We start from the raw sequence: 21279 nt of genomic DNA, 5'->3' as shown, positions 1-21279 counted from the left end.
CCAGCCCGGACGGGGGGTGGTGTGTTTGTGTTTGATAGTTTATTTTTTTTGTTTATGTCAGGGGGGGGGGGCCCCGCCCACCCCCCCCCCCCGCCGCTCTTGTAAAAGATGGGTGACCGGCGGACTTACTCCTGCTCCGCCAGCTTTTCGTAGCTCTCGTAGCGCTCTTTCGCGGCGGCCTCGGCCCGGGCGAACAGGTCCTTGGCGTTTTCGGGGAAGGTCTTGTGGAGGGAGGCATAGCGCACCTCGCCCTCCAGGAACTCCTGATAGCCCATGGTGGGGGCCTTGGAGTCCAGGGTAAAGGGATGGTCCTTCTTCGCGGGGTTGTAGCGGTACAGGGGCCAGTAACCGGCGTCTACCGCCCGCTTCATCTCCGCCTGGACCTGGTCCATACCGGCCTTGATGCCGTGGTTAATGCAGGGGGCGTAGGCGATGATCAGGGAGGGGCCGGGATAGGCCTCCGCCTCGGTGATGGCCTTCAGCAGCTGATTGGGGTCCGCGCCCATGGCCACGGATGCCACGTAGCAGTTGCCGTAGGCCATCATCATTTTGCCCAGGTCCTTCTTGCCGGTCTTTTTGCCGGCGGCCTGGAACTGGGCCACGGCGCCCAGAGGTGTGGCCTTGCTGCTCTGTCCGCCGGTGTTGGAGTAGACCTCCGTGTCCACCACCAGGACGTTGATGTCCTCGCCCATGGCGATGACGTGGTCCAGACCGCCGAAGCCGATGTCGTAGGCCCAGCCGTCGCCGCCGTACATCCAGACGGGCTGCTTGGCCAGATGCTCCGGATGCCGCAGGATCAGGGTCTGCAATTCACCGGCACGGCCGTCCAGCTGAATATTTTGCATGGCGGCGTAGAGCCGCTCCGAGGCGGGCATGGAGGCATTGACGTCGGAGAAGGTGTCCAGCCACTGGCTGATAGGCTCCTCCAGCTCCGGGACCAGGCTCCGCAGCTCCTCAATCCAGGCCCGGGCCTTGTTCCGCTGCTGCTTCACGGAGAGGTACATGCCCAGGCAGAACTCGGCGTTGTTTTCAAACAGGGAGTTGGACCAGGCGGGGCCCCGGCCCTCCTTGCTGACGGTGTAGGGGATGGAGGGCATGGCGGCGCCCCAGGCCTGGGAACAGCCGGTGGCGTTGGCCCAGTACATCCGGTCGCCGTACAGCTGGGTCAGCAGCTTGGCGTAAGGCGTCTCGCCGCAGCCGGCGCAGGCACCGGAGAACTCGCACAGAGGCTGGCGGAACTGGCTGCCCTTCACGGTCTCCGCCTTGAAGACCTTCTTGTCGGTGATGGTCAGGCCGTATTCCCAGGCGGGGGTGAGAGACAGCTCGCCGGTGACGTCCTCCATCCGCAGGGCCTTGCCGCTCATGGGGCAGGAGGCCACGCAGCTGCCGCAGCCGGTGCAGTCCATGTCGCTGATCTGAAGGGAAAAGGCGTACTCTTTGGCACCCTTGGCGGGCACGGTGACAAAGCCCTCCGGGGCGTTTTCAACTTCCTGGGCGTCCAGCAGATAGGGCCGGATGACGGCGTGGGGGCAGACGAAGGAGCAGCGGTTGCACTGGATGCAGGCGGCGCTGTCCCACACGGGGATACGGGTGGCGATGCCCCGCTTTTCGTAGGCGGTGGTGCCCAGAGGCATAGTGCCGTCCTCGTAGCCGATGAAGGTGGACACCGGCAGCTTGTCGCCCTGCTGGGCGTTGCAGGGACGGAGGATATTGCGGATGAAGTCGGGGACGTCCTTCTCTTCCGCCTTGGGGGCGTCGGCGCAGTCCTTCCAGCTCTCCGGAATGGGGACGGCCACCACGTGGTCCACGCCCTGGTCGATGGCCGCCAGGTTCATCTGCACCACCTTCTCGCCCTTCTTGCCGAAGGACTTCTCGGCGGCCTTCTTCATGTAGGTGACTGCTTCCTCAATGGGGATGATGTCCGCCAGACGGAAGAAGGCGGACTGCAAAACCATGCTGGCGTGGTCCCCCAGCCCCAGCGCCCGGGCGATGGCGTTGGCGTCGATGATGTACAGTTTGGCCTGCTTCTCCGCCAGACCCCGCTTTACCGCGGGGGGCAGTTCCCGGTCCAGCTCCTCAGGGGTCCAGCGGCAGTTCAGCAGGAAGGTGCCGCCGGGCTTCAGCTCGGAGACGATGTCGTACTTGTCCAGGAAGGACTGGTTGTGGCAGGCCACGAAGTCCGCTTCCTTTACCAGATAGGACGACAGGATGGGCTCCTCGCCGAACCGCAGATGGCTGCGGGTGATGCCGAAGGACTTCTTGGTGTCGTACTCGAAGTACGCCTGGGTGTACATATCGGTGTTGTTGCCGATGATCTTGATGGAGTTCTTGTTGGCGCCCACGGTGCCGTCGCTGCCCAGGCCCCAGAACTTGCAGCTGACCATCTTCTTATGGTGCAGGGGCAGACTGGGTCCCACCGGCAGGGAGCGGTGGGTCACGTCGTCCTCAATGCCCACGGTGAAGCCGGAGAAGGGGGCGTCCTCCAGCAGATGGTCGAACACTGCCTTCAGCTGGGCGGGAGTGGTGTCCTTGGAGGACAGGCCGTAGCGGCCACCGCAGATGTAGGGGGCGTCCTGACGGTTGGCGTAAGCCGCGCAGACGGCCAGATACAGGGGATCGCCCGCCGCGCCCATCTCCTTGCAGCGGTCCAGGACCGCGATCTTCTTCACTGTTTTGGGCAGGGTGGCGCGGAAATGCTCCTTGGAGAACGGGTTGAACAGATGGACCTGGAGATAGCCCACCTTTTCGCCCAGCTCGTTCAGATAGGCTACTGTCTCCCGGGCGGCGCCGCTGACGGAGCCCATGGCCACGATGACCCGCTCCGCGTCGGGGGCTCCGTAGTAGTTGAACAGGTGGTAATCCTCACCGGTGACGGCGTTGATCTGCTGCATGTAATCTTCCACGATGTCGGGAAGTCCGTCATAGAAGCGGTTGTTGGCCTCCCGGAACTGGAAGTAGACGTCCGGGTTCTGGACGGTGTTCCGCAGGGAGGGGTGGTAGGGGTTCAGGGCGGATTCCCGGAAGCGGCGCACCGCGCCCCAGTCCAGCATCTTGCCGAACTCCTCGTAGGGGATGGCTCGGATCTTCTGAATCTCATGGGAGGTGCGGAAGCCGTCGAAGAAGTGGATGAAGGGAATGCGGCTCTTGATGGCCGACAGATGGGCCACGCCCGCCAGATCCATGACCTCCTGCACGCTGCCGGTGGACAGCATGGCGAAGCCGGTCTGGCGGCAGTTCATCACGTCGCTGTGGTCGCCGAAGATGGACATGGCGTGGGTGCCCACGGTGCGGGAGGCCACGTGGAGCACCGCCGGCTGGCGGGTGCCGCTGATGCGGTGCATGGTGGGGATCATCAGCATCAGACCCTGGGAGGACGTGAAGGAGGTGGCCAGGGAGCCGGATTCCAGAGCGCCGTGGACCGCGCCGATGGCGCCGGCCTCCGACTGCATCTCCACCAGCGTCACCGGCTGGGTGAACAGGTTTTTCCTGCCGTTGGCGGACCACTCGTCGGTTTTTTCGGCCATGGGGGAGGAGGGGGTGATGGGATAAATAGCGGCGACCTCTGTAAAGGCGTAGGCCACATACGCGGCGGCTTCGTTGCCGTCTGCTACCATGATGGTTTCCTTTCGCATCGTTAGGACCCCTTTTCTTCATTTTTCGCCCGAGGCGGTATTGTATCAATTGTATAAACAAATTGTAATAACATATAAACGGATTGTCAATATTTGTGAGGTCATACAACTGACGAAAAAGCAGATGACTTCTTGTGCAGATAGACCATGTTGTTTTTCTGATTTGGAGATGATATAATGCGGAAAACGTCTGCGGAGCGGAGATGGGATGGGCATGGAAGACAAAGAGATGTTCAACAATCTGTGTGAGATCGCCAAGATGATCTCGGAGACCTTCGGCTATCACTGTGAGACGGTGATCCACGACTGCGAACACTACGAGAATTTTATCGCGGCCATCTACAACGGGCACGTATCCGGGCGGAAAAAGGGAGACTGCGTGTATGTCACCGGCGACCCTGTTCCGGAGGATGCCTTTGCGAACATCGATCCGGGCACCAACTATATGAACTGTCAGGTGGTGACCACCGGGGGAAAGACCATCAAATCCTCCACCGTCTATTTCAAGGGGGAGAACTACCACTACGGCCTGGGCATCAACTTTGATATTTCCTCCTACGCGGGCATGCGGGACGCGCTGGACAAGCTGATCTCCACCTCCACGGAGCTGGCGGAGGAGCTGCACTCCCGCCAGAGCATCAACCAGATCCTGAATGAGAGCATCAGCCAAGTGGGGGTCCCGGTGGAGGAGATGGGAAAGCACGACCGGATGCGGGTCATCCGGATGCTGCATGAGCGGAATGTGTTCCAGATGCAGAAGGCGGTCCCCTATGTGGCGGAACGGCTGAAGATCTCCCGCTTCACGGTGTACAATTATCTGCGGGAACTGGGCTTCACCGCCGGTTCGTGAAGGACAAGGGCAAAAACAGGCTCCCCCTATGGAAGACAGAAGATTCGTCTTCCATAGGGGGAGTTGATATATCCGAAAGGGGAGAATACGTCGCACCGGCACCCCAAACAGCCGTAGGGCATCCCAGGCCTTGTGCCAGGATGCCCTACGGCTTATAAAAGGTTGGTCACAATACGTCTGCGTAAAGTCTTTTGACAGTGGGGAAGGAGCCGGAGCTTACTGGTTGGCCCACTCCGCCCGGGCCTTGACCTCGGCATCCTGATCTTTCTCGAAGAAGATCGGGAAATCCGGATCGACAGTTCCGACTTTCCGGTATCTCGCCATGTAGTCCTTGATCAGGGCGAGGAAGCGCGGAGTCAGAATGAACAGTGTGATGATATTGGCAAAGATGGGAAGTGCTGTGGATGCGTCGGAGAAGAGCCACAGCGTCGCGCCGGGGAAGCCGTAATAGACGGCGATCACGACCATGCCCAGGCTCGGAATGGGATAGGTCCACTTATAGAACTTCAGAATCGCATCCTTCAGGGGGGAGTTGCCCACCAGGTAACGGACGACGACCTCAATCTGGGCATAGACGCCGCTGGAGGTGGTCAGGCCGAACAGGAACACGCCGAGGGCCAGAATGATCCGGCCGAGAGAGCCAATGCCGGTCTCGAAGGCAGCCAGGGTCAGGGTTGCGCCATCCAGGCCGCTGTTCCAGACGCCGGTGACCCGCTTCTGCATGAATAAGATCCAGCCCATGGAGGCGATATAGGGCGGCGTCATAAAGGGGATCATGAAGATGATATCAAAGGCCCGGTACCGGGCAAAGCAGGTCCGGGAGAAGAGATAGGCCAGGGGCGCGGCGATGGCCGTGGAGAGGAGCACCACCAAAACGCCCAGCAGAAGGGAATTGCCGATCATCACCGCGTTTTCGCTCTCTGTCAGAGTCTGCCACGCCGAATAGAAGTCAAGGCGGCCATCCGCAATGACCGCCTTGGCAAATATCATGATCAAAGGGCAGACAATCAGAAAGCAGAGTACAGCGGCCAGCAGCGCGAGAGGCAGCTGTTTCTTGACTCTGATGTCCATGGATACCTCCGCTTACTGGCAGATCTCGTTGATCTTGGCGGCGGAGTCGGAGGCAATGGCCATCATGGCGTCCCAGTCGCATTCAATCTGGGGGATGTCCTCCAGGTTGGTGCGGCCCTCGCACTTTACGTCGCTGCGGCCGGGCAGCAGATAGGCGTCAGCCACCAGCTGCTGGGCCTCGTCGGAGAACAGATAGTCAATGAAGGCCTTGGCATTGTCCATATTGGGGGCGGTGTTCAGGATCATGGCCGGACGGGGATTGACCACGGTGCCGCCGGCGGGATAGTAGATGTTCAGAGGCTCACCCTTGTTGATGGAGGAATAGGCGTTGTAGTCCACGCCGGCCACCAGGATGCCCACTTCACCGGTGGTGACGGCCTCCAGAGCGGCCTTGTTGGCGCCGGGGACGGTCATGCCGTTGTCGGCCATGGCCTGGAAGTCATCCCAGCCGTTGGCGTTGACGTATCCCGCCACGAAATCTTTGCAAGCGCCGGACTTCTCCGGGTCGGGAATGGCCAGCTGATCCTTGTACTGGGCGTCGCTCAGCTCGGACCAGTCGGCGGACAGCTCGGGGATCACGGAGGTGTTGTAGATGACGCCCACGGCGGAGGCGCTGTAGCCGAACAGCGTGGAATCCTCGTCGATCCAGCCGTCCGCTACCTTGTCGGCGTTGGCGGGGATGTAGGAGACGAGCTTGCCGTCCTGCTTCATGGAAAGGCCGTCGGACCAGGAGGCCAGAATGACCACATCGGCCACGGGATTGGCCTCTTCCGCTTCCAGACGGGCCAGGATCTCGCCGGTGGTGCCCTGGAACTGCTCCACCTCCACGCCGGTGGCGGCGGTGAAGCCGGCGGCGATCTTGTCCGCAAGACCGGCGGGGGAGGGCATGTAGACGGTCACTTTGCCGGACAGCTCCTTGGTCCCGGCAGGCTCCTGCACATCGGCGCTCTGGGATCCGGCGGGCTTGTCGGTGCTGGTACCGGCAGGTGCGGCACTGCTGCCGCAGGCGGCCAGACCAAGGCACATGGCACCGGCCAGCAAAAACGCGAGCATTTTTTTCATGTTCAAACCTCGTTTCCTTAAAGTGTGATGATGTTTTGTTCCTCTATGTAAATCGGGAGGGATGTCCCGACAGACATTTTTTCCGCAGACGGCAGCACCCAGTTCTGGCCCCGGTATTTCAGATGGAGTTGATAGGAACTGCCCAGGAATTGGGCGGACTGGACCTGGGCGTCGAACCGCTGGGTATGCTCCGCAAATCGCAGAGCGGCTTTTTCCGGGCGGAACATGTGGTGATCGTCGATCCAGTTGGAGGCTCCCACAAAACGGGCCACAAATTCTGTTTTGGGCGCGGAGTAGATGATCTCCGGACTGTCGTACTGCTCCACCGCGCCGCCGGAGAGGACGGCGATCCGGTCGCTCATGCTCATGGCCTCCGTCTGGTCGTGGGTGACGAAGACGGAGGTGATGCCCAGCCGCGAGGTCAGCTCCCGCAACTCCGTGCGCATTTCCTCCCGGAGCAGGGCGTCCAAGGCGGACAGGGGCTCGTCGAACAGGATGCACTGGGGCTCGATGACGATAGCCCGGGCAAAGGCCACCCTCTGCTGCTGACCGCCGGAGAGCTGATGGGGATACCGCTGAGCAAATTCGTCCAGCTGCACGGCGTGGAGCGCGTCTTTTACCCGCCGGTCCAGGTCTTTGGTGTCTCCCGAAGCCCGCAGGCCGAAGGCCACATTTTCAAAGACGCTCATGTGGGGCCACAGGGCAAAGTCCTGAAACACGAATCCCAGCCCCCGCTTTTCCGGCGGTACGCTGATCCTTTTCTCCTGGGAAAAGACACAGCGGTCATCGAAGAAGATCTCGCCCGTGTCCGGTGTCTCCAATCCGGCGATCATGCGGAGCAGGGTGGTCTTGCCGCAGCCCGACGGCCCCAGGAGGGTGGTGAAGCTGCCGCTGTCGATCCGGAGCGTAGTGGGCCGGATCACAGCCTTCCCGCCGTAGGATTTGGTGATGTCCTGAAGACGAATATCCATTCCGTGGACCTCTCTTTCTTCTGCTTCAGATATTTTACCGTGGGGAGGAGCCGGCAGCCACCGCCAGGCTGTAAAAGGTTTGTAAGGTGTGTGTAAAGTGCGTCTGCCGCCGATGCACTTTACGACGATTTAACGGAGCTTTTACGGGAGAACGGTGTCGAAGTGCCGCCGCTTTTTTTATACTGAGCAGAGTCTGAGAATCATGGAGAAAGTGTGGGGCGAGGGATGAATACCTATTTGAACCGGGAACTGTCCTGGCTGAAATTCAATGAACGGGTGTTGGAGGAGGCGGAGAGCGAAAGCGTGCCGCTGTGTGAGCGGCTGACTTTCGCCTCCATCTACCAGAGCAATCTGGACGAGTTTTTCATGGTGCGGGTGGGCTCCCTGGCGGACCAGATGCTACTGTCCAGAGAAATGCGGGACAACAAGACCCACATGACCGCAGAGGAACTGATGCTGCCCACGGGTTTTGAGGGCAGGCTGACCTATCAGAACGCCGACCGTGTCCGGGCGGAGGTGCTGGCCACCGACGAGAGCGACATCGTGGACACCGGGTTGATCCGCACCGGCGAACAGCGGTGCACGGTGAAGCTGCTGGGCGGCCATTTTGAGGGACAGACGGTGGAGGCCGTCAACCGGCTCAACGGCTCCCTGGCCCAGGACAAGTTGTTTGCCCCCGGCGACATCGCCTTTGTCACCGTCAGCCACAGCGGAGGCGTCATCTCCGTGGTCTCCATGACCGACCACTACCGGCTGGACAAGGAGGCGCTTCTGGCGGGACTGTTTTTGCTGCAGCTGGTGCTGTTTGCCGGATGGACCGGCGTCCGGGCAATCCTCTCCTTCGTGGACACCATTCTGCTGATGTGGAAGGTGCTGGTGCCCTGTCTGCTGCGGGGCTGGAACCCGGTATGGCTGGCTCTTGCCATGGTGCTGGCGCTGACGGCGCTGATCCTCAGCCTGATCTACGGCTTTGACCGCCGGTGCCTGGCCGCCACCTCTGGCGCGGCTCTGGGCATCGCCGTCACGGCGGTGCTGGGCGTGGTGTTCACGAACCTGTTCCGCATCCACGGCGCCGTCATGGAGTCCAGCGAGAGCCTGCTGTACGCCGGATATCAGAATCTGGACCTGACGCAGATCTTCATGGCCTCCATCTTTCTCGGCTCCTCCGGCGCGGTGATGGACCTGTCGGTGGACATCTGCTCCGCCGTGTACGAGGTGGTGCAGAAGCGGCCGGACATCGGCGCCCGAGAGGCCGTCTCCTCGGGCTTCGCCGTGGGCCGGGCCGCCTGCGGTTCCACGACCACCACGCTGCTGCTGGCCTATTCCGGCAGCTACATCGCCCTGCTGATGGTGTTCATGGCCCAGGGCACGCCGGTGGAGTTCATCCTGAACTACAAGTATGTGGCAGCGGAGATCGTCCACACCATCGTGGGCTCCTTCGGCCTGGTGACGGTGGCGCCCCTGACGGCCATCACCAGCGGTCTTCTGCTGACTCGCCGGACGGCGTGACGGTCCGGAAGGGAAGACGTTTCCATAAAAATGCCGGGATGCAGTCAACGCTGCATCCCGGCACGGTTGTTTTCTCACAGGCCTCGGGGGAACACCCCCGGGCCGTCACAGAATGTCGATGTGTTCGCCGTTGAGGGCCTTGTTCATGCTGCGCACCGCGCAGAACTTGCCGCACATGGAGCAGGTGTCGTCGTGTTCCGGGGAGCGGTCATCCCGGATGGCTTTGGCCGTCTCCGGGTCCAGGGCGCACTTCCACTGGGCATCCCAGTCCAGGGCGCGGCGGGCGTCGCCCATCTTGTCATCAATCTCACGGGCGCCCCGGACGCCCTTGGCGATGTCGGCGGCGTGGGCGGCGATCTTGCTGGCGATGATGCCCTGCTTCACGTCGTCCAGATTGGGGAGGGCCAGATGCTCCGCCGGCGTCACATAGCAGAGGAACGCGGCACCGTTCATGGCGGCCATGGCGCCGCCGATAGCGGCGGTGATGTGGTCGTAGCCGGGGGCGATGTCCGTCACCAGGGGGCCCAGAACATAGAAGGGGGCGCCCATGCAGATGGTCTGCTGCACCTTCATGTTGGCGGCGATCTGGTCCATGGGCACATGGCCGGGACCCTCCACCATCACTTGGACGTCCTTCTCCCAGGCCCGCTTGGTCAGCTCGCCCAGACGCACCAGCTCCTCGATCTGGCACACGTCGGTGGCGTCGGCCAGACAGCCGGGACGGCAGGCGTCGCCCAGGGAGATGGTCACGTCGTACTCCCGGCAGATGTCCAGGATCTCGTCGTAATACTCGTAGAAGGGATTTTCCTCGCCGGTCATGCACATCCAGGCGAACACCAGGGAGCCGCCCCGGGAGACGATATTCATCTTCCGCTTGTGCTTGCGGATCTGGTCAATGGTCTTGCGGGTGATGCCGCAGTGGAGTGTGACGAAGTCCACACCCTCCTGGGCGTGCAGGCGGACCACGTCGATGAAGTCTTTGGCGGTCAGGGTGTCCAGATCCCGCTGATAGTGGATGACGCTGTCATAGACCGGCACAGTGCCGATCATCACCGGACACTCCGCGGTGAGCTTCCGGCGGAAGGGGCCGGTGTCGCCGTGGCTGGACAGGTCCATGATGGCCTCCGCCCCCATGTTCACGGCGGAGAGCACCTTCTGCATCTCCACGTTGTAGTCCTTGCAGTCCCGGGAGACGCCCAGGTTGACATTGATCTTGGTGCGGAGCATGGAGCCGATGCCCTCGGGGTCCAGGCAGGTATGCAGGCGGTTGGCGGGGATGACCACCTTGCCCGATGCCACCAGGGGCAGCAGCTCCTGGGCGGTCATCCGTTCCTTTTTGGCCACGGTCTCCAGTTCCGGCGTGACGATGCCCCTGCGGGCGGCGTCCATCTGTGTGGTGTAAGTACGATCCATTTCAAATTCCTCCCAAAGTTTTCTGATTCGCTGTTGTCGTGTCCCGCGGCTCCCACAGGAGCCTGGACGCAGCGCCGGGAGGTGCCTGGGCAGCGGCCATTCTGTGGGGCCTTCTGCTGTCTGTCAGATTCCCGGCGCCTGCACCGGATATCCCGGCGCTGTTCCATGCTGTTCTCATAGAGTTCTCCTTTTCTGCACAGAATGGAATTTTCTTGCGCGGCGGAAGGTGGTGCCCCCGATCCACCGCGGCCGGAGAAGAAACGCAGGACCTCCGCGGGCCGCATGATAGAAAAATGCCGTGGGCGTCTTTCGCAGGGTGAGGAAAGACATTCCCACGGCATTTGATACCGGTGCTTTATCTCCCTACGTTGGCATTACCCAAATCAGGTCACAGGTCGAAGCGCACAGCTTCCTCTCAGCCCGTTTGCGAGCTCCCTTTTTCTGCATTTTATTCTCCTTGGCAAAGTGATTATACGCCATTCTGTGGAAAAACACAAGTGCTTTTTCGAGGAAGGACCATTCCGCAGAGCGGCGAGTCTGAAGAAAAGCCCTCGCCCTTGATGCGTCCAGAATGGCCTTGTCCTCATCATCACTGAGACTGTTATAGAAGGTTCTGTTCAGTGCCACAAAGCTGGCCATCTGCGCATGGTTGGATATGGTAATGTAATGACTCGTACCTATATCTGTGCTAGTCTATGAGGAGACGCATTGCAATTACAGGTAAGCAATCAGGCTGCTGCACGCAGACCGAAAGAAAATCTATCTGGAAACAGAATACTCCCTCATATGAATCTGTACCTTTTATTGAGGAAAATTTTGTGATAAACTGTCCCCAGAGAGCGACTGGGCATTTGAATTTTGTGCGGCCAGTCCGGACGGTGTGTATTTCCTGTGTGGGAGGGATGGCTATGAGGTTTTTGCACATATCAGATATCCATTACAATCCGGAAGGGGACGGGCGTTCCGCACGGAACCTCCGGAACTATCTGCCGGAGTTTATCCGGAAAAACAAACTGGAGGCGGACGAGCTGTTCGTCACCGGAGATTACCGCCATGCCTTCTTTCAAAAGGATGCGCCCGAGGAGGAGACGGCCGCAAATGCGGTGGAGTACATTTGGAAGATCGCGGAAGCCGCCGGGATCACAGAGGCGGAACATATCCATCTGGCGCCGGGGAACCATGACCGCAGGCGCAGCGAAGGAGCTGCGGCGGAACGGTATGAGAAGATCCAAAAAGCGTATGACTATGCGAAAGGCACCTTTTCCACTGAGGATCTGAAGTTCCTGAAATCAGAGTTCTCATTCTTTTACACGGTCTGCGGCAGGCTGTATGGAGCGAAGGATCCGTGGAAGGACCAGCCGCTCCACCAGTACGAAGTGGTTGGGAATATGATCCTGCTGACCTTGAACACTGCCGTCATGCACGTCAGTGATAGCAGCCGGGGCGAGCTGATTATCGGCAACAACGAATTGGCCTGCTTGCTGGAGGAGATCAAAGCGCAACATCCCCAATGTCCCATCATCGTACTGGCCCACCACGCCCTGGAGTATCTGTCGCCGGAGGAACGGCAGGCAGTAGAGAGCATCTTCCAAGACTATCCTGTGCGCCTGTATCTTTGCGGAGACGCCCACAACGTCTGGTGGCGTTCCGTCGGCAATCACCTGGAGATCACCATGGGGTGCCTGAAGCAGGAAACCGGCGCCCAGGCGGCGTTCCTCTATGGCGACACCCGGACACAGACATATACCGCATACCAGTGGGACGGCAAGTTCGGCGCCAAAACAGGCTGGAGCGAGTATGGACAGTTTAACGACAGCATCCGCGAAAAAACCGCTCTGCCCACCCGTGTCCGCCTGACCGGAAAAATGGTCACGGAAAACCAGGAACTGCTGAAAAACGATCTCCTCCTTCCGTGGATGAAGCAGAGCGCGTCCTTCCGGGGACTGTTTCCCAAACTGTTCATCACGCCCAACCTGAGAGGTCAAAAGGTCAAAAGGAGCATCCCTTACCGCAGCCTCCGGGTGCAGTATCGGAACAAGCACATCGTGATCTCCGGCGACGCCGGCTTCGGAAAGACGACTCTTTTGAAATACCTGTATCTCTTTGAGAACCAGTCTCGGGAATTTTTGTACCTCCACGCCTCCGCCCTGCAAAGGGAAGAGATGACCCCCTACGAACGGTGCGTCGCCGGCTATCTGCGGGGAGAGGCCAGGCCCTCACAGCATCGGATCATCCTGCTGGACGGCATGGATGAGGTGAGCGATACCAGGTTCTTTGACGGCCTGCCGAAGCTGCTCTCCAGACTGTCGGAACCGGGCTCCAACACGACAGTTTGGTTCGGCTGGCGGACGGAGCACTATTACCACCAGGAATCCCCGGACCTGAGCCGCTATATTGAAAATGTCATAACCTTGCAAAAGTGGGATTTCCGTATGGCGGAGCGATATGCCAGGAACTATGCCAAGCAGACCCGGAATGAAAAGCTTTTGGAGGATTTCAACAAGGCAATGGACGTAAACCTGGCGATGACCGGCTTTACGGAGACGCCGTTCCAGCTGACGCTGCTGATCTATCTTCTGGAAAATGACGGACTGACCGGCGGCGTTGTCCAGAGCCTGGTCACGGCGGATCAGCCGCTCTATCTGTTGTACCACTCGTTCTTCCGCTGCTGGCTGAAAAAGGAGCGGGCCCGGAAGACAAGCTGTATGACGGACGATAAGATCATGGATGCGTTGCAGGGAATTGCGCAGGAGCTCTACTATGGGCCGTGCTGCAGCGTCCGATATCAGGATACTGCCATTACAGGCTTGCTGACATTCTCCGGATTTTCCGAAGACGGAGCGAAGACGGCTACCGGGTTTTATCACCGCAGCCTCTGTGCCTATTTCTACGCCGAGAGCGTCTTCACCGCATTCCAGCAAGGCGGCGCGGCGGTGGTCAGTGTATTGCGGCAGACGCTGCGAAATGATATCACCGACTATGTGCGGGGAGCCATCAGTACCATCCGGGACGAGGAAGAACTGCGCAGGCTCCAAAAGAACCTGATGGACATCTATCTGTACACGGTCCGGCCGGACGAGTCGAGCCTGGACGCCGAGACGCGGAGTCTTCTGGATAACTTGTCCGGAGAGGGGCTGTTCTCCCTGAAAAATGAGCTGCTCTATTTTGTGACCAGGCTTCCCATGCTGTCAAAGGACATTCCAGAGTTTGTGGAGAAGGCTTACGAATGTGAGCGGGACCCTTATTTGAAGCTGGACCTGGCGTATGGCGCGGTTCTGACAGGCCCCTCCAGGATCGCACTGGAATACGCAAAGACGCTGATTCCCGGCTCCGAGGCGGATCTGGTGCACCGCTCATGGACGATCGCCTATTTTGGGGATGTGCAAGGGAAACCGCATCAATACAAGGACGTGGAGAACGCACCGTGGCCGAAAGCGCGGAAAGCCCGCCTTGACCGCTTCCAGTCCAAAAAGAAGAAAGCCATCCGCTTCCGGATTCTGGACTTTCCGATCCTGTACTGCTTTTATGAGAGCCGGGGATGGTGCGACCTGAATCGGGAAGATCTGAAGATCATTCAGGCGGCGGCGATCGACTGCAAAGAGTACAGCGAGGAGGAGAAGGCGTATCTGAAAGAGCAGAAGGAAAAGCTGGTCTCGAAATATGAAGAGCAGCTGAAGCGGCAGGCTGCGGCGGGCAGGCGCAGTCTCTCCGGAAAGTGAATGCGGACAGGGAACGATAACCTGCATTGAATGTAAGCGACTAATCACCCATCAAGGATTCATTGACGGACTCGATGTTTGAATAATAAAAAATCCCGTTAATTTGAATTTCTATACTTTTATCGTCTGTGCTAAAAATATCCGTTGCAGTTGGAGTATCAAAACGATATCCTGATTGCAAACAAACCTGTGCGCTTAATCTTTTTCAACAGGGAGGAGTCGTTATGAAAGTCAGTTTCTATAACCGCGCTGCTCTCGAACAGAGACTCCGGCTGCCGGAGGTGATCGAAGCTGTGGAGGGCGTTTATCGTTCCAAGGCACGGGGGGAGACCGTTGTCTGGCCTACTGTGACCCACCACTTTGAGGATCGCGGCGGCGTCATGGATATCCGCTCCGGCTATGACCGCGGAAGTGAGGTATACGGCCTGAAGGCACTGGCAACATTCCCACAGAATGAACAGCTGGGGCTGCCTCCATTCAGCGGCATCCTTGTGGCCATGGACGGGAAAACGGGGCTGCCGCTGGGGATCATGGACGCCTCGTATATCACCTCCATGCGTACCGGCTCCGCCGCAGCGGTGGCCGCCCGTGCTCTGGCGCGCCGGGACAGTGAGACGCTGCTGGTCCTGGGGACCGGACGTCAGTCCATATTTATGATCGCCGCGGCCCTGACCGCTCTGCCGCAGATCAAAAAAGTGTACTGTGCCGAGCCCATCCATCCGTCTGCTGCGGCAGTCTACGCGGAGAAAGCACCCGGCCGTCTGAGGGACGGCTTCGGCATTGACGCCTCCGGCGTGGAGTTTCTCCCTGTGGAAGACCTGACCGCAGCCGTCGGCAACAGCGACATCATCATCACCATCACCCGGGCTACCGCTCCTGTCATCAAACGGGAATGGGTCAGACCCGGCACCCATTTCTCCTGCATTGGCGCAGATATGCCCGGCAAGGAGGAGATCGACCCCGCCATTCTGCGGGATGCTGCGATCTATGTGGATGATGTGGACCAGTGCGTCAACGCCGGTGAGTGCGAGCTTGCTGTGAAAGGCGGCTTCATCACCCGGGCGAGCATCATCGGTCAGATCGGTGAGGTGCTGCTGGGAACGAAGCCCGGCCGCAGGAGTGACCGGGAGATTACGGTATTTGACGCCACGGGTCTGGCGCTGCTGGATCTGGCGGTGGCGAAGATGGTCGTTGAAGGGGCAGGGGACGATCCGGCCCACGCCATTGACCTATAACAACGGCCCAGGCTGAGGTGCGGAAAGGAGCGTAATATGAAGATTGATGATTTCACCCTGGAAAACTGGCTGAATCCGGCGTGCGACAGTGAGAAGAACAAAATCTATCTGGGCGGCAGTTGCGTGCTGCCTATGACAGTGGAGGAACTATTCCAGCTCACTGGCGAGAGCATGGAGGACTTCTTTCAGGAACTGCGGCATATGGATCTGGGCTATGGCCGGTTCGATGGGACACCGCGGACCAGACGGGCCATCGCGGAAAAGCTATACCGGAAGGTAGAGCCGGAGGAAGTGATCCTCTGTCACGGCGGCACGGGAGCCAACAGTACTGTGTGCTATGCCCTGATCGAGTCCCGGGACAATGTGATCTCCATCATGCCCAACTACCAGCAGTTCTTCTCCATTCCCAAGTCCATCGGCGCCGAGGTGCGGAAGATTGACCTGAAGCCCGAGGCCGGATACCGTCTGGATATCGAAGAGGTCCGGCGGGCGGTGGATCAGAATACGAAAGCCATCCTGTTCACCAACCCCAACAACCCCACCGGCTCTCTCCTCACGCTGGAGGAAATGCAGGAGATCGTGGAGATTGCCCGCTCCGTGGACGCATGGGTCATCTGTGACGAGATGTACCGGGGCCTGAAGGAAGAGTACATGCCCTCCTTCGCCGACCTCTACGAAAAGGCCATCGTTACGGCCAGTTCTTCCAAGATCTACTCCATGGCAGGTACACGGGTGGGCTGGATCATTTGCCACGATCCGGATACCCGGTTCAAACTGTTCAACTGGCGTTCCTATGATTCCATTTGCGGGGGTGTGTTTGACGAGTGGATCTTTGCCATCGCCCTGGAGCATGTGGACAAGATCTTTCAGCGATCCCGCCGGATCGTCAGCGCCAATAAAGCGGTCATCGACAAATGGATCGCGGATAATCCATATCTGCACCAATATGCCGATTCGTATGCAACCACCTGCCTGGTGCATTACGACCTGGAGGTTCCGGCGGAGGAGTTCTGCGACGGTCTGCTGGATCAGAAGGGCGTGCTGGTCTGCCACGGTGACTGCTTCAATATCCCGCATTCGTTCCGGATCACGCTCTCCCATGCCCATGATTTGGCGAAGGGACTCCGGCTTATTGACGAGTACATCGAAGAACTGATGTCTCAGGGAAAAGCGATGAAAAACTGACCGGCGGTTCCGGAAACGCACTGGCAGAAGTATTTCTGTTCCGTATCCTTCGGGCCTTTTCAGATGCCCGACCTGTTGCAAATCAGGAGCCTGTCTGCTATGATGGATCCACAGCAGAAAACGCCGGGCCAAGCCCTTCTGGGAAGGTGTAACGACTGGACACGGAGCATCCCACGCGGATGAAGGCACAGTCTGAACTTGCGGGCGACCGCAAGAGTCACACAGAAATGATGTGACCGCCGTATTCCACGGCGCAACAACTTGAACAGATCATATGAAAAATATGGTAAGAGTTGCCTCAGTGCTTCAATACTGGGGCAGGTAGCTTCTCAATTGGCTGCTGGGAAAAACAATTGAGACTCTGCTGGATCGCATGTTCCGGCAGGCCGAAGCAATCAAAAACATGCCGCGTCAAAAGAGTTCAACCGGGAAGCGCGTAAAACGATTCCTGGCTCTGCTGCTGATCCCCCTGCTGATCCTGGCCCTGTGTGCATCGGGGAGTGCCGCCGCAGGCAGTACCGTCGGTCAGGCCGCATCACCCGCCGGAGAAATACAGATCTGCGGCAAACCGTAGGAGGTATTCAGTTGCCTCCCTGCACAGCGATGTGCGGTGAAAAACTCCGTAAATTCGGCGAAAGTCTGCTGAACGCGTCTGCCGTCTCCGGCAGACGCGTTTCATATCTAGGCAAACATCAGGCACATATAAACGCCTTCTCAAGAACCCGAGGGCCGCGCATCAGAGCAGATCCGTATATTTTGATGCTGCATATTCTGCATATCCACGACGCCGGAAGCGGCCCGGAGATGGACGCCGCCGCGCCCGCTGCGGCAAGTTTTTCCTGACCGTCCCAATAAATTTATTGACACACGGGAGAATTGATTGTATAATTCTGTCGAATTAAAGAATTAAATAAAGATTCAGCAATAGAGGCGCGGATCGTATCAGTACCTGTCCGGAGGCAATGGGGCCGGAGATGGACGGGGAAAGGACGCTTCGCCGAAACCGGTGGCATCCCATGTGTCACCGCAGTTGGGGTACAGTCGAACAGGCTGTGCACTCTCACCGCATGGTGGAGGAGCTATTGTTTCATTTGTTTATTGGAGCAGTGGTCTTTTCACGGAAACCACTGCTCTGTTTTTTGTGCGAAATTCCTCTTTGACGAAAGGAAGCCGGCCCTTTCGCTGAACGGATCCGTGCAAAGGAAAGGGAAAACTCAAAACAAGTGTGAAAAGAGGAGAAAATTGTGATTGATTTTTTAAATTGGCTTGACGGTATTCTCTGGGGATTACCGCTCATTGTACTCATGATCGTGACCGGACTGTACTTTACGGTCCGTTCCGGCTTCTTCCAGTTCCGCTATTTCGGCTGGATTATGAAGCGTACCTTCGGAAAGATCTTCCAGAAGGATACGGAAAATGAGAACGAAAAGGGTATGCTGAGCGCCTTCGAGGCCATCTCCACCGCCATCGGCGGCACGGTGGGCTTCGGCAATATCGCCGGCGTCGCCACCGCAGTGGCCGCGGGCGGCCCGGGCGCTGTCCTGTGGATGTGGCTCACCGCGTGCCTCGGCATGATCCTGAAGCAGGTGGAGGTCACCCTGGGCTGCTACTACCGCCGGACAAATGAGAAGGGCGACTACTACGGCGGCCCCACTTACTACATGGAGCGCGGCCTCGGCGAGGAGCGCCACTGGGGCAAGCTGTGGCTGATCCCGGCTGTCATCTTCGGTATCGGCATCTTCTCCACCTTCTTCGTGACTTCCTCCACGCTGACCGCCTCTCAGGTGGTGGCTGGTGCCTTCCACTTTGACGGCATCACCATCGGCGGCATGAAGATCGAGGGCGTCATCATCGTGGGCATCCTGGTCTGCGCACTGACCTTCGTCATCACCGGCGGCGGCACGAAGCGGATCGCCAACATCTTCAGCAAGCTGGTCCCCTTCATGAGCGCCCTGTACATCCTGATGGGCATTGCCATGATCCTGGCCAACATCACCTCTGCTCCCGCCGCTGTGGCTTCCATCTTCACCAACGCCTTCACCGGCACCGCGGCCGTCGGCGGCTTCGCCGGCTGCGCCGTCAGCCAGATGGTCCGCGTCGGTATGGCCCGGTCCGTGTACTCCAACGAGGCCGGCTGGGGCACTTCTCCCATGATCCACGCCTCCGCCAAGACCCGGCATCCGGTGGAGCAGGGCCTGTGGGGCTCCTTCGAGGTCTTCTTCGATACCTTCGTCGTCTGCAGCATCACCGCTCTGTCCGTGATTCTCAGCGGCATGTGGACCGACGGCACCAACGGCGGCACCCTGGCGCTGAGCGCCTTCTCCAGCAGCTTCGGGACCGTGGGAAGCCTGCTGCTGGCAGTCATCATGGTGATCTTCACCGTCACCACCTCCGGCGGCTGGTTCACCTACTATCTGGCCATCCTGGAGCACCTCTACAAGAAGGAGGGCCTGCTGAAGACCATCATCATGAAGATCTTCTACGCCATCCGCGTTCTGCCGGGCCTGCTGTGGACCATCTATCTGGTGAAGACCGACAACCAGGGCTTCATCTGGACGCTGGTGGACATTACCTCCGCCATCCCCACCTTCGTCAACGTGGCCGTGATCCTGATCCTGTCCAATCAGTACTTCAAGCTGCTGAAGGACTACAAGGCGCGCTACTTGGGCATCGGCAAGGTGGACGAGAACATGCGGCTGTTCTATGAGGATGCCGCGGCAGCCGGAAAGACAAGCAAATAATAACGCCAGCAAGCCAGCTTTTCGTGAAGGATCGAGCGACTTTACGAAAAGCTGGCCTTGGCATTGGGAAAACTGGAAAAGGGGTATCAGAAAAAATGAGGACCATTTATCACAATGGCGTGGTTTACACGGGGGAGCTTCCCCTTGCGGAGGCCTTCGTCGTGGAGGGCGATGAATTTCTGTTCGCGGGCAGCAGCCGGGAGGCACTGTCCTATGCGGAGGGAGATTCGGAGATTGTGGATCTGGAGGGCAGATTCGTGTGCAGCGCCTTCAACGACAGCCACATGCACCTGCTGAACTTCGGCAACGCGCTGCACACCGCCCAGCTGGCCGCCCACACCGCCAGTCTGGAGGACCTTCTGCGGTGCCTGCGGGAGTTTGAAGCCGCCCATCCCCACACCGGCTCCGCATGGCTGCTGGGCCGCGGCTGGAACCAGGACTACTTCACCGATGTCCACCGGATGCCCAACCGCTACGACTTGGACAAGGTGTCCACCGAGGTGCCCATCTGCGCGGTGCGGGCCTGCGGCCACTGTCTGGTGGTCAACAGCAAAGCACTGGAGCTGCTGGGCGTGACGGCGGATACGCCCCAGCCGGACGGCGGCCGGATCGGCCTGGAGAACGGCGAGCCGGACGGCCGGTTCTTCGACAACGCCATGGACCGGGTCTACGACGCCATCCCGGAGCCCAGCAGGGAGGAGCTGAAGGACATGATCCGCTCCGCCTGCAAGGCGCTGAACGCCTACGGCGTCACCAGCAGCCAGACCGACGACTACTGCGTCTACCGCAAGATCCCCTGGCAGGAGGTCAACGCCGCCTATCAGGAGCTGGAAGCATCCGGCGAGCTGACGGTGCGTGTGTATGAGCAGAGCAACTTCACGGACCTGCCGAGCCTGAAGGAATTCGTGGAATCCGGCTGCAACACCGGCGTGGGCACGGAGCTGTTCAAGATCGGCCCCCTGAAGATGCTGGGCGACGGCGCTCTGGGTCCCCGCACCGCCTATCTCAGCCGTCCCTACGCGGACGATCCGTCCACCTGCGGCATCCCGGTATTTACCCAGGAGACCATGGACGAGATGATCGACTACGCCAACGCCCACGGAATGCAGGTGGCGGTCCACACCATCGGCGACGCCTGCCTGGACCGTGTGCTGTTCGCCTATGAAAAGGCGCTGGCCGCCCATCCCAGAAAGGACCATCGTCACGGTATCGTCCACTGCCAGATCACCCGCCCGGACCAGCTGAAGAAGATCGAGGACATGCAGCTGCATATCTATGCCCAGAGCATCTTCCTGGACTACGACATCCACATCGTGGAGGAGCGCGTGGGCAAAGAGCTGGCCTCCACCAGCTACAGCTGGAAGACCCTGATGAAGAACGGCATCTCCGTCAGCAACGGCACCGACTGCCCGGTGGAGCTGCCGGACGCCATGGCATGCATGCAGTGCGCCGTGACCAGAAGCACCCTGCGGGACCACAAGGGTCCCTATCTGCCGGAGGAGGCTTTCACCGTTCAGGAGGCCCTGGACAGCTACACCATCCGCGGTGCCGAGGGCAGCTTTGAGGAGGACCGGAAGGGCAGGATCCGCAAGGGCATGCTGGCGGACTTCGTGGTGCTGGACCAGAACCCCTTCGCGGTGGATGTGGAGGAGATCAAGGACATTCCCGTCCACGCCACCTATCTGGGCGGAAAGAAAGTGTTTGGCTGAATCTCAGAATGACCCGATAGCAGCGGTCCCGGTTCAGAGGAACCGGGACCGCTCAGGCTGTCGAAAAAGTTGAGCATAGCTGGGCTTTTTCGCATTTATATGGTAAAATAAGCATGGGTGATGAAAGATGCTTGAACGAGGGAAGCTGGATCGTGGAATCGTAGAAATCGTGGATACAGAAA

The 21279-nt window shown here is 59.3% G+C and carries 12 protein-coding genes and 1 riboswitch; of the genes, 7 read left to right on the top strand and 5 right to left on the bottom strand.

Features of this window, described 5'->3' with window-relative positions; all coding sequences use genetic code 11:
- Positions 1-125 precede the first annotated feature (125 nt).
- Positions 126-3632: a pyruvate:ferredoxin (flavodoxin) oxidoreductase gene (gene nifJ, locus ACTNBU_RS10360; protein WP_441033701.1), complete on the bottom strand. Its 3507-nt coding sequence runs from the start codon at positions 3630-3632 to the stop codon at positions 126-128.
- 214 nt (positions 3633-3846) lie between these two features.
- Between nifJ and ACTNBU_RS10355 the strand changes: the two genes are divergently transcribed.
- On the top strand, positions 3847-4482 hold the full coding sequence (locus ACTNBU_RS10355) for a helix-turn-helix transcriptional regulator (RefSeq protein ID WP_441033698.1): 636 nt from the start codon (positions 3847-3849) through the stop codon (positions 4480-4482).
- 216 nt (positions 4483-4698) lie between these two features.
- Here ACTNBU_RS10355 and ACTNBU_RS10350 read toward each other — a convergent pair whose 3' ends face one another.
- From ACTNBU_RS10350 to ACTNBU_RS10340, 3 genes are read right to left on the bottom strand one after another with little or no spacing between them, the layout of a single operon-like run.
- Positions 4699-5553 carry an alanine:cation symporter family protein gene (locus tag ACTNBU_RS10350; protein ID WP_441033695.1) on the bottom strand — a complete coding sequence of 285 codons (855 nt, stop codon included), beginning with the start codon at positions 5551-5553 and terminating at the stop codon, positions 4699-4701.
- Between the two features lie 12 nt (positions 5554-5565).
- Positions 5566-6615: an extracellular solute-binding protein gene (locus ACTNBU_RS10345; protein ID WP_441033692.1), complete on the bottom strand. Its 1050-nt coding sequence runs from the start codon at positions 6613-6615 to the stop codon at positions 5566-5568.
- A 17-nt stretch (positions 6616-6632) separates the two neighbouring features.
- Positions 6633-7586 carry an ABC transporter ATP-binding protein gene (locus tag ACTNBU_RS10340; RefSeq protein ID WP_441033689.1) on the bottom strand — a complete coding sequence of 318 codons (954 nt, stop codon included), beginning with the start codon at positions 7584-7586 and terminating at the stop codon, positions 6633-6635.
- Between the two features lie 225 nt (positions 7587-7811).
- Between ACTNBU_RS10340 and ACTNBU_RS10335 the strand changes: the two genes are divergently transcribed.
- Positions 7812-9095 carry a YibE/F family protein gene (locus tag ACTNBU_RS10335; RefSeq protein ID WP_441033686.1) on the top strand — a complete coding sequence of 428 codons (1284 nt, stop codon included), beginning with the start codon at positions 7812-7814 and terminating at the stop codon, positions 9093-9095.
- A 105-nt stretch (positions 9096-9200) separates the two neighbouring features.
- Here ACTNBU_RS10335 and thiC read toward each other — a convergent pair whose 3' ends face one another.
- Positions 9201-10508, bottom strand: a complete 1308-nt coding sequence (thiC, locus tag ACTNBU_RS10330; RefSeq protein ID WP_441033684.1) for a phosphomethylpyrimidine synthase ThiC — start codon at positions 10506-10508, stop codon at positions 9201-9203.
- A gap of 908 nt (positions 10509-11416) precedes the next feature.
- On the opposite strand from thiC, the gene ACTNBU_RS10325 reads away from it, so the two are divergent.
- The 5 genes from ACTNBU_RS10325 (at position 11417) to ACTNBU_RS10305 (ending at position 21097) form a co-directional block, all read left to right on the top strand.
- On the top strand, positions 11417-14227 hold the full coding sequence (locus ACTNBU_RS10325; protein ID WP_441033681.1) for a metallophosphoesterase: 2811 nt from the start codon (positions 11417-11419) through the stop codon (positions 14225-14227).
- 224 nt (positions 14228-14451) lie between these two features.
- The gene (locus ACTNBU_RS10320) at positions 14452-15462 is read left to right on the top strand and encodes an ornithine cyclodeaminase family protein (protein ID WP_441033678.1); all 1011 of its coding nucleotides are present in this window, start codon (positions 14452-14454) and stop codon (positions 15460-15462) included.
- A 36-nt stretch (positions 15463-15498) separates the two neighbouring features.
- Positions 15499-16647 (top strand): aminotransferase class I/II-fold pyridoxal phosphate-dependent enzyme, encoded by a 1149-nt coding sequence (locus tag ACTNBU_RS10315; protein ID WP_441033675.1) that lies wholly within the window; start codon positions 15499-15501, stop codon positions 16645-16647.
- Positions 16648-17564: 917 nt separating this feature from the next.
- Positions 17565-17737: riboswitch (Lysine riboswitch) on the top strand.
- A 154-nt stretch (positions 17738-17891) separates the two neighbouring features.
- The gene (locus ACTNBU_RS10310) at positions 17892-19388 is read left to right on the top strand and encodes an alanine/glycine:cation symporter family protein (RefSeq protein WP_441033672.1); all 1497 of its coding nucleotides are present in this window, start codon (positions 17892-17894) and stop codon (positions 19386-19388) included.
- 95 nt (positions 19389-19483) lie between these two features.
- Positions 19484-21097 (top strand): amidohydrolase, encoded by a 1614-nt coding sequence (locus tag ACTNBU_RS10305; RefSeq protein WP_441033669.1) that lies wholly within the window; start codon positions 19484-19486, stop codon positions 21095-21097.
- The last annotated feature ends 182 nt before the right edge of the window (positions 21098-21279 follow it).

The sequence above is a fragment of the Dysosmobacter sp. HCP28S3_G4 genome (assembly GCF_052065175.1).
Lineage (GTDB): Bacteria > Bacillota > Clostridia > Oscillospirales > Oscillospiraceae > Oscillibacter.
The sequence above is the reverse complement of the archived record's forward strand: the minus strand, read 5'-3'. Positions and strand labels throughout refer to the sequence as shown.

Excerpts from the sequence above, each read along its gene's own strand:
- nifJ (WP_441033701.1), bottom strand. The coding sequence starts at position 3,632 with ATGCGAAAGGAAACCATCATGGTAGCAGACGGCAACGAAGCCGCCGCG.
- ACTNBU_RS10355 (WP_441033698.1), top strand. The coding sequence starts at position 3,847 with ATGGAAGACAAAGAGATGTTCAACAATCTGTGTGAGATCGCCAAGATG.
- ACTNBU_RS10350 (WP_441033695.1), bottom strand. The coding sequence starts at position 5,553 with ATGGACATCAGAGTCAAGAAACAGCTGCCTCTCGCGCTGCTGGCCGCT.
- ACTNBU_RS10345 (WP_441033692.1), bottom strand. The coding sequence starts at position 6,615 with ATGAAAAAAATGCTCGCGTTTTTGCTGGCCGGTGCCATGTGCCTTGGT.
- ACTNBU_RS10340 (WP_441033689.1), bottom strand. The coding sequence starts at position 7,586 with ATGGATATTCGTCTTCAGGACATCACCAAATCCTACGGCGGGAAGGCT.
- ACTNBU_RS10335 (WP_441033686.1), top strand. The coding sequence starts at position 7,812 with ATGAATACCTATTTGAACCGGGAACTGTCCTGGCTGAAATTCAATGAA.
- thiC (WP_441033684.1), bottom strand. The coding sequence starts at position 10,508 with ATGGATCGTACTTACACCACACAGATGGACGCCGCCCGCAGGGGCATC.
- ACTNBU_RS10325 (WP_441033681.1), top strand. The coding sequence starts at position 11,417 with ATGAGGTTTTTGCACATATCAGATATCCATTACAATCCGGAAGGGGAC.
- ACTNBU_RS10320 (WP_441033678.1), top strand. The coding sequence starts at position 14,452 with ATGAAAGTCAGTTTCTATAACCGCGCTGCTCTCGAACAGAGACTCCGG.
- ACTNBU_RS10315 (WP_441033675.1), top strand. The coding sequence starts at position 15,499 with ATGAAGATTGATGATTTCACCCTGGAAAACTGGCTGAATCCGGCGTGC.
- ACTNBU_RS10305 (WP_441033669.1), top strand. The coding sequence starts at position 19,484 with ATGAGGACCATTTATCACAATGGCGTGGTTTACACGGGGGAGCTTCCC.